Origin of the sequence: Agrobacterium sp. (genome assembly GCF_032092815.1) — a bacterium.
Lineage (GTDB): Bacteria > Pseudomonadota > Alphaproteobacteria > Rhizobiales > Rhizobiaceae > Agrobacterium.
In genome coordinates this window covers 74532-89991 of the sequence record NZ_DAMDBP010000010.1, presented here as the reverse complement: position 1 = coordinate 89991, position 15460 = coordinate 74532, and the positions used below count along the sequence as shown (strand labels likewise).

Below are 15460 nucleotides of genomic sequence, written 5' to 3'. Positions count from 1 at the left end.
GTGATGATGCGCGCAAGCGTATCAATGGCAAACGGATTGCCATGGTGTTTCAGGATCCGCTCAGTCATCTCAATCCTGTCTACACGGTCGGCTGGCAAATTCTTGAAGTCATGCGCATTCATGGTGTGGACGCGGATGCGGCCCGGACACGGGCGCTGGAATTGTTGCAGCGTGTTGGTCTGCCGTCTCCTGAAACCGCGATGGGAAAATATCCGCACCAGTTTTCCGGTGGCCAGCGGCAGCGCCTGATGATTGCCATGGCTCTGGCGATGAAGCCGGATATTGTGATTGCTGATGAACCGACAACGGCACTTGATGTGACCGTTCAGGCCGAAGTTCTGGCACTGCTGGGCGAATTGCAGAAAGAGACCGGCATGGGTCTGCTGCTGATTACCCATGATCTTGGGGTCGTGGCTGAAATCGCAGACCGTGTCGTGGTGATGAATTCCGGTGAGATCGTTGAGACCGGAACGCCGGATGAAGTCTATCATAACCCACGTCATCCCTACACCAAGAAGCTGATTTCCGCAGCGCCCGGTCAGGGTGAAATGCATGAACCTGTCGCCAAGGGTGAACCGCTGCTGAAGGTCGAAAACCTCAACAAGACCTATGGTGCCTTCCATGCGCTGAAAGGTGTTTCCTTCAACCTGATGCCGGGTGAAACCATGGCTGTGGTTGGTGAAAGTGGATCAGGCAAGTCGACGCTGGCACGCGCTTTGCTGCGGTTGGAAGAGGCGGATTCCGGCAAGGCTTTGTGGAAAGGGCGCGATCTGCTGACCATGCCGAAGAAGGAGCTTTACGGTCTTCGTCGGCAGCTGCAGATGGTGTTTCAGGACCCCACACAATCGCTCAACCCGCGCATGTCTGTCTACCAGCTCATTTCGGAGGCCTGGGTCATCCATCCGGAAATACTGACAAAAAACAAATGGCGCGCCCGCGTAGAAGAACTGCTGGTGCAGGTCGGTCTGTCCGCATCCCATGCGGATCGTTACCCGCATCAGTTCTCCGGTGGTCAGCGTCAGCGTATTGCCATTGCCCGCGCATTGGCGCTCGAACCGGAACTCATCGTATGCGATGAGGCGGTGTCGGCGCTTGATGTGTCGATCCAGGCGCAGGTGATTGCCCTCTTGGACAAGCTGCGCCGTGAACTGGGCATCGCCTTCATCTTCATTGCACACGATCTTCCTGTGGTGCGGGATTTTGCCGACCATGTGATGGTGATGAAATCAGGTGAATTGGTGGAAAGTGGTACGGTGCGGCAGATCTTTGAGAACCCGCGCGAAGACTATACGCGCCGGCTGCTGGATGCCGGGCTTGATCCTGATCCACATATTCAGGCGCAACGTCGGGAAAAACGTTTGCAGCAAGCGTGAGGAGGAGACTCTCATGTTTGCTTGTCGGAGTTCAGACGTGTTGGTGGTGCTAGAAATCAGTCAGCATCCGGCTCCATTGTTCGGATGCCAAGCCACCAATATAGATGTCGCCTAGCAGTGCTGCCTGTTTCAGGTCGTCATGACGTGTGCTGATGCAGAAATATCCGCGGTGCCGGATACTCATCAAGCGCTGTCGGCCAAGCGCATTCATCAGGAAGGGTTGCGCCATGCCATGCGAGGTTGCGTAACCGGCGATATTGAGAAACGCGAACATTTCCCGCGTCACGTCCAGTTCCTTGCCCGGTTGGCACAGAATGTTCAAAACCGTAGCGACCCGCTTTTTATTGCCGAAAAACAGGAAGGCGCCGACAACAGTGCCTTGGCGGTCTACGATGCCGCATTGCAGCTTGCCAAGTTTACGGTTCAATTTTGCCTTTTCAATCAGCCAATCAAATTCGGTTTTCGTCCATTCAGGGCGAATGGCAAAACGGCGGGTCATTGGGGCGATATGTTCAAAAAAGGTCGATGGTTCCTCAAGTTTGCATTGAAAACCGAATTCACCGACCGGTGTGAAACCGGGCTTCCATTTGGCCAGTGCCGCATCGAGCACACGGCAGAGCGGTAACATCAGGTCGATGCCGGGCAGGTTTATCCGCTTTTGTAGCCGCAAAGCCAGCGCGGTGACCGGCTTGAACACCCGGTGCCAGTCAAGGCTTTGTATTGGCAGGATAATGCCGCCGGCGGCAATGCAGTGGTCCGCACTGGTGGCCGATGACGTGTCGGAAAAACACATGTCCTGTTGTGTGGCGCGCACGTTGCGGGCCAGACGTGCAGCACCCAGTGCCCCTTTGGTACCGCTGGAGACAAAGGCGCATAACAGGCGTGCCACCGTGGTGCGGTTCACGGTGTAAAATGTCATGGGCAGGGCAAAGATGGCGCTGTCGATGTTACCGTTGCCATCGTCATGAACGATGCTGCCATTGTCTGTTGTATAGGAAGGGCTGTTAAAAAACAGGCTGGCAATGTATGCGCGCAGTTCCGAGCCGGCTGGGGGCGTTTTTTTGCGAAATGCGGCACTGAATAATGTCTCTGCCGCATCGATATCGCCTTTGCGCATGGCGCGGACACCCGCTGCCGCATCAGCTGCGGTGACTGTCGACTGTGATGTGACGGTCTTCAAGCCCGTTGTCGTCATATGCGCGATTACCGATCGAGTGCATCGTATGCGTTCATCGCATTATCTTCGAATAGGTGATTATTCGAATGTTGAGCATAGGGTTGGAAAGTAAAAAAATACTCACCCGGTTGGGTGAGTATAGCTGCAATTACGATCCTGAATGAGGCAGTCGGCGCGTCACATGCGCATGCCAGGAATGGCGAGCGGATTGTCGCTCAAAGCCTGAGCATCTGGCTTGTCGATGCGCGGTTTGCCGACGAATGCACCGAACAGATCCTGCACAAATGCTTCCGGCAGGTCCTTGGTGATCATCACCATACGGGTGCGCTGATCGTTTTGATCTGGCCAAGCGGCCAGACGCTCCGGCGCATGGAAAATGTTCTGCACACCATGCAACACCAATGGCCGGTCCGGATTATCCGACAGCTGGACAATGGCCTTCATGCGCAGCAGCCGCTCGGAATGGGCGGAGCGCAGCAGATCGATGAACATTTCGATGGCCGCAGGCTCAATCGGTCTGTCGTGCAAGATCGAAAAAGAGCGAATGCTGTCATCGTGACGGTTTACATCGTGATGATGGTGGTGGCCGTGATGCTCATGCTCATGCTCATGCTCATGATGGTGGTGATGGCCATGATCGTGCCCGTGGTCATGACCATGATGCGCGTAGTCTTCCTCACCGAGCCAACGAGTTACGTCGGCATGTTTGCTTGCCGTGTCGTAAAGCCCGTTTTCGAGAATGGCAGAGGTCAGGTTGGCCTTGTCATCTGCATCCAGAACCGGCGCGCGTGGGTTGAGCGCCTTCAAGCGTTCCATCAGTCGTGCCAGCTTTGCCGGCTCGGCCAATGTCTTTTTGGAAATGATCAGCCGGTCTGCGACAGCTGCCTGCTTTACGGCTTCGATATGGTTGTCGAGTGTCTGTTCGCCATTGGCGGCATCGACAACGGTGATCACACCGTTCAGCACGAAATTCTGGGCGATGATTGGGTTGCCCATGACCGACTGCATCACTGGTGCCGGATCTGCCAGCCCAGTTGTTTCAATGACCACACGCTTGACCGGTTTGATCTTGCCGGTCTGGATGCCATCTATCAGCTCGGCAAGCGTATCGACCAGTTCGCCACGTACGGTGCAGCACAGGCAGCCATCAGCCAGTTCCACGATCGCATCGCTCGAAGATTCCACCAGCATGTGGTCGATGCTGACATCACCGAACTCGTTGATGATGATCGCCGCGTCCTGCATGGCAGGATCTTTGAGGAGATGGTTGAGCAACGTTGATTTACCGGCTCCGAGGAAGCCGGTGATGATCGAAACTGGGATGCGTGTCTGTGCCATGGTGCGATGCTGTTTGAGCGACCGCGTCAGAAAGACGGACGCGGGATCGGGATTGGAATATTGGCCATTGTTGCAGACTTGGTATCATTGGCGGCAACGGTTTCAGTGCCTGGAATGAGGCCGGCAAAGGAATATTGCGGTGGCCGGGTCATTTCCTGAACATAAGGCGAGTGAATGATCATGCGGCCAGCTTCATCACGGCCTTCACTGCGCACCTTTTGAGCCTTGGGATTGCAGATTTGCGCGCTGATGTCAGTCACCACATCCTGCCCGACGCCATAGGGGGCAAGCGACGCAATCGAGGTGCCGGCAGCAGGGGCTGCGGTCAGGCCCATCTGCAACAGGTCTGCCGAGGCGTCGGTGCGTCCACCCAGGCTGTCTGCACCCAACACCACTGATATGACCGAACGGCCGTTGCGGGTGGCAGATGAAACCTGGTTGAAACCGGAGGCACAGATAAAGCCGGTTTTCATGCCGTCTGCGCCGTCAAAACGACCGACCAACATGTTGTAATTGGGATAATTCTTCTTCCCGGTGGTCACACCTTCCAAAGAAAAATATCCGGCATATTCCGGAAATTCGCGTTTGAGGATCAGCGCCAGAACGGCAAGGTCGCGTGCTGTGGTATATTGGCCCTTGCCGGGCAGGCCATTTGGATTGACGAAACGGGTCGATGACATGCCAAGCCGTGCGGCCTGCGCGTTCATCTGCGCGACAAAGTTTTCTGTCGTGCCACCCAGTCGTTCGGCAATCGCGACCGCCACGTCATTGGCAGACTTGATCAGCAGCAGCTTGAGTGCGCTGTCCATGGTCAGTTTCTGGCCGGGTTTGAAATACATCTTGCTGGCGGGTTGGTCGGCGGCGTACTTGCTGAACACCACTTCGGTCTCGGGGCTGATCTTGCCCGACTTCATGGCGCTGAAGGCAATATAGGCCGTCATCAGCTTGGTCAGCGACGCCGGGTACCACTTGCGGAATGCCTCTTCATGGGCGATGACCTTGCCGCTTTTCACGTCCACCACCATTTTAGGGTTGGCCTGCGCTGTCGTGGCAAGGGCCATAAGGCCCGTGGAAGCGGCAACCAGAGCCGTTATCAAACGGTGCGCTGTAAAAGGTGATGTGTGTGCGTGTGGCAAGGCGTGTCCTCGAGGTCCCGTATTCAATCCGGGATTGGCAATATTCACCATATATGACCTAGGGATGGCAAAGTACATTGATTACGTCAATACTGCGGCGCAGTATCCGCGCGGGATCGCCGCGATTCACAATTTTATATTGAAAGGCCGGGAATTTTCATCATGCCGATTTTGAACAGAGCCGCTGAAATGCAAGCAGAAATTACCGGATGGCGGCATCATCTGCATGAAAACCCGGAAATTCTCTATGACGTTTTCAACACGGCGGCTTTTGTTGAAGAAAAGCTGAAATCTTTCGGTGTTGACGAAATCGTGACCGGTATTGGCCGCACCGGGGTAGTTGGTATCATCCGTGGCAAGGGCGAAAATGGCCGTGTCATTGGCTTGCGTGCCGATATGGATGCGCTGCCCGTGATTGAGCAAACCGGCAAATCCTGGGCGTCAAAAACATCAGGTAAAATGCATGCCTGCGGTCATGACGGGCACATGGCCATGTTGCTGGGCGCTGCGAAATATCTGGCTGAGACGCGCAATTTCAACGGCTCGGTTGCCGTGATTTTCCAGCCGGCTGAAGAGGGTGGGGCAGGTGCGCTGGCCATGGTCGAAGACGGGTTCATCGACCAGTTCGGCATTGATGAAGTCTATGGGATGCACAATATGCCGGGCATTGCGCTTGGTGAATTTGCCATCCGCAAAGGCGGCATCATGGCGGCACCCGACAAGTTCTTCATTACGGTCAAGGGCAAGGGTGGCCATGCGGCGCAGCCACACAGCACCATTGACCCGATAGCCATTGCCGCCCAGATGGTGGGCAGCCTTCAACTGATCGCCTCGCGCAATGCCGATCCGGTTCGCTCCATCGTGGTGTCGGTCACCAAGTTTCAGGCTGGGTCCAGTTTCAATATCATTCCCAATGAGGCGGTTCTGGCTGGCACAGTGCGCACGCTGGATGAGACAGTGCGGGACCTTGCGGAAAAACGCATTCATCAGGTGGTGGAAGGTCTCGTTGCTGCCCATGGTGCAACGGCAGATATTGAATATGAGCGCGCCTGCCCGGTCACCTTCAATCATGCGGCTGAAACGGACCATGCCGCCAATGTCGCACGGCAGATCGTCGGCGAAACCAATGTCAATGCAGAGGTCGATCCTTCGATGGCGGGTGAGGATTTTTCCTACATGCTGAAGGAACGGCCCGGCGCCTTTATCTTCATTGGCAATGGCGACACCGCAGGCCTGCACAACCCGGCCTATGACTTCAATGACGAGGTTATTCCTTACGGTGTTTCTTACTGGGTGCGGCTTGCCGAGCAAAGGCTGGCGGAGTGAGTGCTATCCCCTGTTGGGCATGCCCCTCCGATTTTCTCGGGGCATGCCAATAAGGCGGTTGATCCAATCATTTTGGCGGGTTAAGAAGCTGGCGTTGAGTGTCCACGTAGCTCAGCAGGATAGAGCACAGGATTCCTAAGTCAAAATTGGGGGTTGTGCCGGGAAACCGCACAATCGATCTGCTCAAAGTCGGGGAACGCTTCGCTGGGCTTCCAGCATGCCAATCCCGAGCCAAGCTCCGGAGAAATCCGGTGAAGGTGTAGAGACTGGATGGGCAGCACCTAAAGGCTTAACGGCCCATGGTGAAGGGACAGTCCAGACCACGAACGTCTGATGACGGCGGCTAAAGCCGAAGTGGTATGAATCCTGGGGTCGGAGGTTCGAATCCTCTCGTGGACACCAATTTTATGCCAATCGATGTTCCGAAAAACTTCGGGAGTGCGGGCTGGATGACCAATCCAACTCACGCACGACCCACACGTGATCACAAATCTGTGATCCTGACGCCTGCGGCATTATGTTCGCCCCGGTAATCTCGCACCTGTCGTATGCAACACCTATCTAAGTCGCCAGATATAAAAGAGGAGACTTGATGAGACACGAATTCGGACCATACGTGCAGATGGGGACGCTCGCCGAGCAGATGGCCACTCACTACCAGATGGACGCAAACCTGGAGTTTGAACCGCACCTTGCCCATTACATGGACGAGGTTGAGGTCAACATCAAAGCGGACAGCTTTGACCATGTCGGGTTCATGACCAGAATTGCCGACAGGTTGAAGGCAACGTTGGAGGCAGTCAGCGATCCTCGCCGTCGTGAATTCCTGTCTGCTGTCGTGGTGGCGCTCCAGCGTCGTGTCGAGCGATATTCACTCGACGTCGCCCAATAATTCGCGTCGCTTTTTCTCTGTCGTTCGGGCGGCCGCCATGGTGTGCCCGGCGGATCAGGCTGCTTGTCATCAAATCATGAAGACGTGAGTGAGAGCAGCTTGCGAAGCTGCAATAGGCGTTTGACAGGCGTCTTGTGGATTGCAGGGTGATTTCCAAAGGCCCTGAAACGGAAAAAGCCTGCCGCGGGAGGAGGTGCGGCAGGCTTTAAACTTGATCGGCAATTGGGAGGAGGAGTATTGCCGATCCACATCTCGCGACGCTGGGAGGAGGAGTGCGTCGCTTCGATGTTTAGATATATAAACCAATCTCCGTGGATGAACAGCGCAAGTCTCGCAACGCAGCAATGCATTTTTGCATAGGTCTATATTTGCTGCATTGTTTTTGATCACTGCATCTCAAAAAGCCTTGTTTTACTGGGTATCCCGGTGAACCTGGAAGCCAGCGAAGGACTGGTTGACCGGCATGATCTCGATGCTGTTGATGTTGATGTGCTTCGGCTGTGTGGCAATCCAGTGAATTGTGTTGGCAATATCGTCTGCCGTCAGCGGATTGACGCCCTTGTAGAGGTTGTCCGACGCATCCTGGTTGCCGCCGGTGCGCACAAGCGTGAACTCGGTTTCACACATGCCAGGCTCAATTGACGTGACGCGCACGCCCTTGCCGTGCATGTCCGAACGCAGGCCCAACGAAAACTGCCGCAGGAAGGCTTTGGTTGCACCATAGACATTGCCACCGGTATAGGGCCAGTTTGCCGCAACCGATGCCAGATTGATGATGATACCGCGCCGTTCGATCAGGGTTGGGAGAATGCTGTGGGTGATGTTCACCAGACCGGTAATGTTGGTATCGATCATGGTGTGCCAGTCTTTCAGCGGAACCAGCGGTGCCGTTGCGGTGCCGAGTGCAAGACCGGCATTGTTGACGAGAACATCAATGTCGCGGAAGCCTTCCGGTAATGCGTCGAGTGCGGCGCGCATTGCGGCTTCATCGGTGATATCGAAAACCGTTCCGTAGAAGTTGTCGCCCAATTCCTGTCGCAGCGTCTCAAGGCGTTCCGCGCGACGTCCGGTGCCGATGACTTTCCAGCCATTGGCGATGAAAAGTTTCGCCGTTGCGCGGCCGAAACCAGCCGTTGCGCCAGTGATGAGGATTGTTCCATTCATGCTGTTGTCTCCATGCCGGGCCTTGTCGTTTCCAACACAAGCCCCGTTATCCGGTTCCGTTTTTACAGAAGTTTTTCAGCCGCGACCTTCAGGCATTCCTTGAAGGCGGAAAGGTCGGTGTAGATTTCATCCGGCTTGGCGTCGCCGACGATGAATGAACCGCCACGGCGCAGGACGCCGCCATGCAGCATCAGATTGTCCGCCATATCGAAGTTTTCCACCGACAGCCCATCGGGACCGCGATAACGACCTTCGTCATCCGGTGCGGCGATGCCGTGGTAATGGTTCATGATGCGGGTGAAGTGATTGTCCGCCACGTTGGTATAGGCAAAGACGTGTTTGCCGAGTGCGCACATGAAACCCAGCTCGTAGGTCGTGCCGGTATCGGCCGCGATGCCACGGAACGGGGTAAGATTGGCAATCACGCCATCTGCTTCCAGCATCATCTGCTCGTCGATGGCGTTGATGTTGCAGCCATGTTCCAGTTTCGTCGCGGCTGGCGGAATGGCCAGGTCACCGGGCGACAGAGGTATGAAACCGGCCTCACGGGCCAGGGCTGCTTTTCTGTCCAGCATTTCGCGCGCGTTGGAGAGAAATACCTCCGGTCCGGCAAGATAAATCTTTTTTGTCATGAAGTTTTTCGTCGCAATTGAGGGAAGAATGGCAACCTATCGTGTGACAGAGCACGAAGGCAAGCCCAAGCCGGGCGATGAATAGATGCTGTGGTAAGAATGTATAAAAACGGTATCGTCGTCTTTCGCTTTCGTTTATAGGCGAAACGATGAAAAGATCAGGTTTGGAGCGTAAAATGGCGACGACGATCCGTTATCACGAAGGTGATATCAGTGCCGAGGATGCAGCGCGTTACACGGGCGCCATCGCGATTGATACGGAAACGCTTGGCCTCATTCCACGTCGTGATCGTCTGTGCGTCGTGCAGCTGTCCCCCGGCGATGGTTCTGCCGATGTGATCCGCATTGCTGCAGGGCAGAAAGAGGCGCCTAACCTTGTGGCGATGCTGGCTGATCCGGCGCGCCAGAAGATCTTTCATTATGGCCGTTTTGATATTGCCGTGCTGTTCCACACCTTCGGGGTGACGACGACGCCGGTGTTCTGCACCAAGATTGCCTCCCGCCTGACCCGCACCTATACGGACCGGCATGGCCTGAAAGACAATCTCAAGGAAATGCTCGAGGTCGATGTATCGAAGGCGCAGCAACAGTCCGATTGGGCAGCGGAAAAGCTTTCCCAGGCTCAGCTCGAATATGCAGCTTCGGATGTTCTTTACTTGCATGCGTTGCGCGACAAATTGAACGAACGACTGGTGCGTGATGGTCGCGAAGACCACGCAACGGCCTGTTTCGCGTTCCTGCCAACCCGGGCAAAACTCGATCTCCTGGGATGGGACGAAACGGATATTTTCGCACACAGCTAAGCACGAAGTGCACTCTGCTCTGAGCGCGCGAAATCTCTTGTAAACCGGGTATTTCTGAGGCCCGGCTTTTAAATCTTGGTTTACGATTGGTGCCTATCTTCGGCTGTATTCTCTTCAGGATGCAGTCGGGTTTTTCGCATGCTGCCAGCATTACAGTCAGGATCCGGGATTATTGCGTCCGATTTGATGCGCTCGATGCTTGAAGAAGCAGAGGAGCGGCGTCAGCAGCGCGAGGATGAGCTGAAAGGCCTGAAAAAGGACGAAGCTGCCGAGCAGAAGATCACACATGATCCGGTGACCGCCGCCGCCAACGAAAAGATCAACGCCTATTTCTTTGGTAGCTTGCAGCAGGAAGCCAACCCGATGGCAGCGCTGATCGGCCGTGTGGCGTCCGCGCTCGGTGTCACGCAAGGTGCCGACGAAAGCGGTTTTGCCTTTGCACGCCGTTTGCAGGATGCCGTTTCCTTCATGGATATGGTGCCAAAGGCTGACACGCTCGGTCAGGCAACTGTAGTTAGCGCTGCATCTCTCAACCTTGATGTGTCCAATATTATTTCGGTGATGGACGGCACGGCCCAGGAAAAGGGTCTGAAGCCGGATGCCGCAACGCAGCTTATTGCGCGACTGGCGAAGGAGGGTAGCCTCTCCACCGAGGATCCCGCCGCCTTTAATGAACAGCTTACCGGCTACCTGACGACCATGCGGGCCGGTTTGCCGGAAAACAGCCGAAAGCTCGAAGAAATGACCGGGCTTAAAGCTATGGGTGTTTCGATCAATGAACTGATCTCTGCCGTTGCCAGTCCCTATGGCGAAGCCGCGCAGAAGATAAAGGGCATCTTGGACGAGCAAAATGAGCTCGCCAAAGGCATGACCCTTGAAATGCGCAAGGTGATCCAACGTCTGGAAGATGTTGCTGATCCGAAGTCGCTTGAAGAATTACAACAGGAAAAAACCAAACGCGACCCGACGGAGGTGAATGACGCCGAAGTGCAGCTGGAGCGTGAGGCCGACATCGAGCAGCGCCAGCACGCGCAAAAGCTGGATGATGTGATCGACATGCATGAAGCCGTTCGTGAGGGTCTGGAACAGGCAGAGAATGGCAAGGACGGTGACGATACGGGTAATGCCGAGGCTGCCGCTGCCGCCCAGATGATCCAGCTGTTGTCCGCCGGATTGTCGGTTGAGAAAACAACCACCGCCGATAATGACAATGAGGCGGATGCCGCGGAAGACCAGCCATCGGGCTCCTCGGACAATCATGATGCTGACAAGACGGGTCTGGATGAGCAGGCGGCTGATTATGCTGACGCTCTCGATGCCGTGCAGGACGGAAAAAACGACGCGCCTTTCTGGGTCAGCGTGGATGACAACGGATTATACGAATTGCTCAAGCGCAATGCAGCGTGATGGGGCCATTCGCAGATGCCATGAATGAAACATGATGTGAGTTCTGTAATGCCTGACATTCTGGATATGCTTCAAGCTGATAACAGCCCGGCCACCGGCGACATGAGGGATGTCGTGGCTCCGTCAATGGCGGCCGACCCGTTTTCGGTCGACGAATATTCCATCACCCCGCTCGATGAAATGGAAGACATGCGCCCCAAGGCGCGGGTTCGCCTTCACCCCAAGGCGAGCTGGCTCGATGCGTTGTTGCCGCAGCAGGTTTTGAGAGCTGACAGCGTAGAGCCGCCAAAGGCCAGCATTTCCTCCGTCAACTCAGACGATAACGGCCTTTACCGAATGTTTGTCGGCGTCTCGCCTTAAGAGTGGCGGCTCACCAACCACAGCCAGTGGTTTATGGTTAGCGAATTATTAAGTTTTTCAACGCATTCTTACATCAGTGATTCTTTATATTCACAAAGCGCCTGTTGTGGATTCGCAGGCGTGTCCCATGGTTGGAAATGGTTCGGCTTTTTCATCTGGAAAAGGCGGTACTGGCCGGGACACCCGCATGAGCGGTCATGAATTTTACCGTCCGTGCGGCTTGGTTTCGATGGGAAGTGACCATCGATACGCTCATTCAGCAAGCGCAGACGTCAGGTCATTTGTAGCGGGTGGTCTTTCAACCTGAATGGAGCGCGTCATGCTTACGCCTGTCCGTGCAGTTTCGAATACGGATATCTCGTTCAACAACTACACCAGCCAGCAGCAGGGCGGTGCGGCCAGCACAACAGTGCCCAATAACGGCGCCTCCACCAATCCCACCCCAGAGGGAAATACCAATCTTGGTCGCGCCAGCGTGCTGGCCCTGTCCGGTCAGTTGCAACTGTCGCAAAGTGTTACGGTTTTGGCCGAGGCGCTGGGACGTATGCTGAATATTCCGCGCAAGGACGCAGAGAGTGTCGATGATTACGTCAATCGCCTCGTGCAAACCATTCGTGGCCTGTCTTCCAGCGAACGCGAAGCGCTGAACCAGCAGCTTTCCAAGGTTCTGCAGGGCTTGACCTTAAAGATGATTGCCGAGGTTTTGAAAAATCCAGCGGGTCCGGATGCCGCGCGGCTTGCCGTTCTTCTGGAGATGACCCACTACAAGGGTGATTTGGCGGCCAAGGCAGTTGTTTCCTCCTATCATCAAAATACCGGCAATGATCTTGTTGCAGCATTACCGGCCAAGGATCAAGCGGCCGGGCAAACACAACAGGCTGCTCAATCTCGCTCTGCTGCCATGCAAGGGCCACCGGCACAGGCGGAGGCTGCTGGAGCGAAAGCGGCGGAGCAGGCGCAAAAGGTATCCCTGCCTGCGGCTGCGGTCTCGCCAGAAGATGCTGTTGATGATGCAAAGACCGCCGGACGACAGGCTGGTATCGCAACGGCATCAACGAATGCTGCGACTGCGCCGACGAGACAGGAAGCCATGTCGTCATCGGGTGGTACCAAACAGGATGTGGTCAACACGACTGCGCACGCCTTGCAACAGGACGATGCTGCTGACGACAGCCATACGCAGACACCGGCTCGCAACCCGAATGAAGCCAGTACGGTCAAGGTCGATAGGTCGTCACCAGAGACACCGACTTCCCGTGAAGAACGTGTTCTGCCGCGGCCGCATGCCGATGCTCGCGCGATTGAGACTGCCAAAAATGGCGAAGCAGGCGGACGGCTGGAGCCGAAGGGCACGCTGACCAAAACGGATCTGGAAAACCTGCTGTTGACATCACTTGCGGGGCAGAAATTGCCACAACGCGCTGAAGTTGCGTCGGCGTATTTGAACGCCATTTCACAAATGCTGGAAAATACCCAGGCTGAGGTGATGAAACAAGGGGGTGCCGCCAACGCAGCCGGGCATGGCGCTGCTGCAAACAGTGAACCGGAAACGCCCTTGCCGGTGCCGCGAAATGCGGTCGAAACCGCAGGGCAGGGCACATTGTCTGCAGAGGCAAAGGCCGCCTTTGAGCAGCCGCTGTTGCAATCGGCGCTTGCCAGCCTGACCAAGGAAGGTTTGGGCATGCCATTTATCGCCAACCCGCAGGCCAAGGATGAGGCCGATTCGTCGTCTCCGCATCGTGGCCGCTGGCCTTCCTCCAGTGATGGAGGGGAGGAGGAGCAGGATGCACAGGCCGATGATCAGCAGCAACAGGACGAGCAGGCCCGTCAGGATCAACCTGATGATGAAGTGCATCAGGCAGACGAAATGGCGGACGAGGACATGGAGAGTGCGCAGGCCTATTATCTCCGCATGGGCGGGTTCGCCTGATCATCAGCCAACCTTCGAAATGATCCTGTTATGTCATAGCCAATAAAAAACCCGCCGAATGGTTCGGCGGGTTCTTTGTTTCTAACGCTTTCCGTCGAAAGCCGTCGCGATTACTCGCTGCGGTTCTTCAGAGCTGCGCCGAGGATGTCGCCGAGCGAAGCGCCGCTGTCGGACGAACCGAACTGTGCAACAGCTTCCTTCTCTTCTGCGATTTCCAGAGCCTTGATCGAAAGCATGACCTTGCGGTCCTTCTTCGAGAAGTTGACAACGCGAGCGTCGACAACCTGGCCAACCGAGAAACGCTCAGGGCGCTGATCGTCACGGTCGCGAGCGAGGTCTGCACGGCGGATGAAGGAGGTCAGGTCTTCGTGGTTGACCAGCTTCACTTCGATGCCACCTTCGTTAACGGCAGTGATTTCAGCCGAAACGACAGCGTTCTTGCGCAGGTCGCCGGACGAAGCAGCTTCGCCAACAGAGTCCTTGCCGAGCTGCTTGATGCCGAGCGAAATACGCTCCTTCTCGACGTCTACATCCAGAACGACAGCCTTGACGACATCGCCCTTGTTGTATTCTTCGATAACCTGTTCGCCTGGACGGTTCCAGTCGAGGTCAGACAGGTGCACCATGCCATCAACGTCGCCTTCGAGGCCGATGAACAGGCCGAATTCGGTCTTGTTCTTGACTTCGCCTTCGACTTCAGTGCCAGCTGGGTGGTTGTAGGCAAATGCCTGCCATGGGTTCTCGAGGGTCTGCTTGAGACCGAGCGAGATACGGCGCTTGGATGGATCAACTTCGAGAACGACAACGTCAACTTCCTGGCTTGTGGACAGGATCTTGCCGGGATGTACGTTCTTCTTGGTCCAGGACATTTCGGAAATGTGGATCAGGCCTTCGATGCCCGGCTCCAGCTCAACAAATGCACCGTAGTCGGTGATGTTGGTGACGGTACCGGAGATCTTCTTACCAACTGGGTACTTGGCGGAGATGCCATCCCATGGATCCGACTCGAGCTGCTTCATGCCGAGCGAGATACGGTGGGTTTCCTGGTTGATACGGATGATCTGAACCTTGACCTGCTGGCCAATGTTGAGGATTTCCGAAGGATGGTTGACGCGGCGCCATGCCATGTCGGTGACGTGCAGCAGGCCGTCGATGCCGCCGAGGTCAACGAACGCACCGTAATCGGTGATGTTCTTGACGACGCCGTCAACAACCTGGCCTTCTTCGAGGTTCTGAACGATTTCAGAACGCTGCTCGGCGCGGGACTCTTCGAGAACCGTACGACGCGAAACAACGATGTTGCCACGGCGCTTGTCCATCTTGAGGATTTCGAAGGGCTGTGGGTTGTGCATCAGCGGAGTAACGTCGCGGATCGGACGAATGTCGACCTGCGAACGTGGAAGGAAGGCAACAGCGCCGTCCAGATCGACGGTGAAACCACCCTTGACCTGGTTGAAGATAACGCCTTCGACGCGCTCGCCAGCTTCGAACTTGGCTTCGAGCTTGACCCAGCTCTCTTCGCGGCGAGCCTTCTCGCGCGACAGAACTGCTTCGCCCAGAGCGTTTTCAATGCGCTCAACGTAAACTTCGACTTCGTCGCCGACCTTGAGCGAGCCGTCCTTGGACTTGGCGCCGAATTCCTTCAGCGGTACGCGGCCTTCAACCTTGAGGCCAACGTCAACGATTGCAACGTCCTTTTCAATGGCCGTTACGATACCCTTGGCAACATAGCCTTCGGCGAGATCGTTGGAAGCGAAGGATTCTTCGAGGAGGGCTGCGAAATCCTCCCGCGTTGGGTTTGCTACTGACATGAAATCTCCTGAAAGTGCCCGTTTTACGGACACATGAGCGCCGGTGGTTGGTGTTGATCACACCCGAAAATCACATCCGCCTTCCATGAAGGCTGTCCGGCGCGGGGATGT

13 protein-coding genes are annotated in these 15460 nt (G+C 55.8%); 7 read left to right on the top strand and 6 right to left on the bottom strand.

The genetic code is table 11. The features are described 5' to 3' along the window. Positions 1-1373: ABC transporter ATP-binding protein (locus RT613_RS08195; protein ID WP_313614440.1), on the top strand; the 1373-nt coding region annotated here is incomplete at its 5' end. A 49-nt stretch (positions 1374-1422) separates the two neighbouring features. On the opposite strand, the gene RT613_RS08190 is transcribed toward RT613_RS08195, so the two are convergent. The 3 genes from RT613_RS08190 to RT613_RS08180 all read right to left on the bottom strand — a co-directional run bounded on the left by RT613_RS08190 (position 1423) and on the right by RT613_RS08180 (position 5075). Then, positions 1423-2568, bottom strand: a complete 1146-nt coding sequence (locus tag RT613_RS08190) for a GNAT family N-acetyltransferase (protein WP_313614439.1) — start codon at positions 2566-2568, stop codon at positions 1423-1425. A 159-nt stretch (positions 2569-2727) separates the two neighbouring features. Then, positions 2728-3888, bottom strand: coding sequence for a GTP-binding protein (locus tag RT613_RS08185; protein ID WP_313614438.1), 1161 nt, complete (start codon positions 3886-3888; stop codon positions 2728-2730). A gap of 26 nt (positions 3889-3914) precedes the next feature. After that, a complete protein-coding gene (locus RT613_RS08180) occupies positions 3915-5075 on the bottom strand; it encodes a D-alanyl-D-alanine carboxypeptidase family protein (protein WP_409558784.1) in 1161 nt (386 codons plus the stop codon). Positions 5076-5186: 111 nt separating this feature from the next. Here RT613_RS08180 and RT613_RS08175 point away from each other — a divergent pair, with 111 nt between their 5' ends. Further along, positions 5187-6350: a M20 aminoacylase family protein gene (locus RT613_RS08175; RefSeq protein ID WP_313614436.1), complete on the top strand. Its 1164-nt coding sequence runs from the start codon at positions 5187-5189 to the stop codon at positions 6348-6350. 592 nt (positions 6351-6942) lie between these two features. Beyond that, complete coding sequence (locus RT613_RS08170) at positions 6943-7242, top strand: hypothetical protein (RefSeq protein WP_313614434.1); 300 nt, start codon at positions 6943-6945, stop codon at positions 7240-7242. Between the two features lie 411 nt (positions 7243-7653). Here the strand turns inward: RT613_RS08170 and RT613_RS08165 are convergent, their stop codons facing one another. Together RT613_RS08165 and RT613_RS08160 are read right to left on the bottom strand one after the other, a co-directional pair. Beyond that, the gene (locus tag RT613_RS08165) at positions 7654-8406 is read right to left on the bottom strand and encodes an SDR family oxidoreductase (RefSeq protein WP_313614432.1); all 753 of its coding nucleotides are present in this window, start codon (positions 8404-8406) and stop codon (positions 7654-7656) included. A gap of 62 nt (positions 8407-8468) precedes the next feature. Next, the gene (locus RT613_RS08160; RefSeq protein ID WP_313614430.1) at positions 8469-9038 is read right to left on the bottom strand and encodes a nucleoside 2-deoxyribosyltransferase; all 570 of its coding nucleotides are present in this window, start codon (positions 9036-9038) and stop codon (positions 8469-8471) included. Positions 9039-9214: 176 nt separating this feature from the next. Here RT613_RS08160 and RT613_RS08155 point away from each other — a divergent pair, with 176 nt between their 5' ends. From RT613_RS08155 to RT613_RS08140, 4 genes are all read left to right on the top strand, one after another. Then, on the top strand, positions 9215-9841 hold the full coding sequence (locus tag RT613_RS08155) for a ribonuclease D (RefSeq protein ID WP_313614428.1): 627 nt from the start codon (positions 9215-9217) through the stop codon (positions 9839-9841). Between the two features lie 195 nt (positions 9842-10036). Continuing rightward, positions 10037-11248: a hypothetical protein gene (locus RT613_RS08150; RefSeq protein ID WP_313614426.1), complete on the top strand. Its 1212-nt coding sequence runs from the start codon at positions 10037-10039 to the stop codon at positions 11246-11248. A gap of 48 nt (positions 11249-11296) precedes the next feature. Next, positions 11297-11608: a hypothetical protein gene (locus RT613_RS08145; protein ID WP_313614424.1), complete on the top strand. Its 312-nt coding sequence runs from the start codon at positions 11297-11299 to the stop codon at positions 11606-11608. A gap of 319 nt (positions 11609-11927) precedes the next feature. After that, on the top strand, positions 11928-13538 hold the full coding sequence (locus RT613_RS08140) for a hypothetical protein (RefSeq protein ID WP_313614422.1): 1611 nt from the start codon (positions 11928-11930) through the stop codon (positions 13536-13538). Positions 13539-13648: 110 nt separating this feature from the next. On the opposite strand, the gene rpsA is transcribed toward RT613_RS08140, so the two are convergent. Then, complete coding sequence (gene rpsA / locus RT613_RS08135; protein ID WP_313614420.1) at positions 13649-15349, bottom strand: 30S ribosomal protein S1; 1701 nt, start codon at positions 15347-15349, stop codon at positions 13649-13651. Between the last annotated feature and the right edge of the window lie 111 nt (positions 15350-15460).

Bases quoted from the DNA above. Each gene is read 5' to 3' on its own strand.
- RT613_RS08190 (WP_313614439.1), bottom strand. From the start codon at position 2,568: ATGACGACAACGGGCTTGAAGACCGTCACATCACAGTCGACAGTCACC.
- RT613_RS08185 (WP_313614438.1), bottom strand. From the start codon at position 3,888: ATGGCACAGACACGCATCCCAGTTTCGATCATCACCGGCTTCCTCGGA.
- RT613_RS08180 (WP_409558784.1), bottom strand. From the start codon at position 5,075: ATGGTGAATATTGCCAATCCCGGATTGAATACGGGACCTCGAGGACAC.
- RT613_RS08175 (WP_313614436.1), top strand. From the start codon at position 5,187: ATGCCGATTTTGAACAGAGCCGCTGAAATGCAAGCAGAAATTACCGGA.
- RT613_RS08170 (WP_313614434.1), top strand. From the start codon at position 6,943: ATGAGACACGAATTCGGACCATACGTGCAGATGGGGACGCTCGCCGAG.
- RT613_RS08165 (WP_313614432.1), bottom strand. From the start codon at position 8,406: ATGAATGGAACAATCCTCATCACTGGCGCAACGGCTGGTTTCGGCCGC.
- RT613_RS08160 (WP_313614430.1), bottom strand. From the start codon at position 9,038: ATGACAAAAAAGATTTATCTTGCCGGACCGGAGGTATTTCTCTCCAAC.
- RT613_RS08155 (WP_313614428.1), top strand. From the start codon at position 9,215: ATGGCGACGACGATCCGTTATCACGAAGGTGATATCAGTGCCGAGGAT.
- RT613_RS08150 (WP_313614426.1), top strand. From the start codon at position 10,037: ATGCTTGAAGAAGCAGAGGAGCGGCGTCAGCAGCGCGAGGATGAGCTG.
- RT613_RS08145 (WP_313614424.1), top strand. From the start codon at position 11,297: ATGCCTGACATTCTGGATATGCTTCAAGCTGATAACAGCCCGGCCACC.
- RT613_RS08140 (WP_313614422.1), top strand. From the start codon at position 11,928: ATGCTTACGCCTGTCCGTGCAGTTTCGAATACGGATATCTCGTTCAAC.
- rpsA (WP_313614420.1), bottom strand. From the start codon at position 15,349: ATGTCAGTAGCAAACCCAACGCGGGAGGATTTCGCAGCCCTCCTCGAA.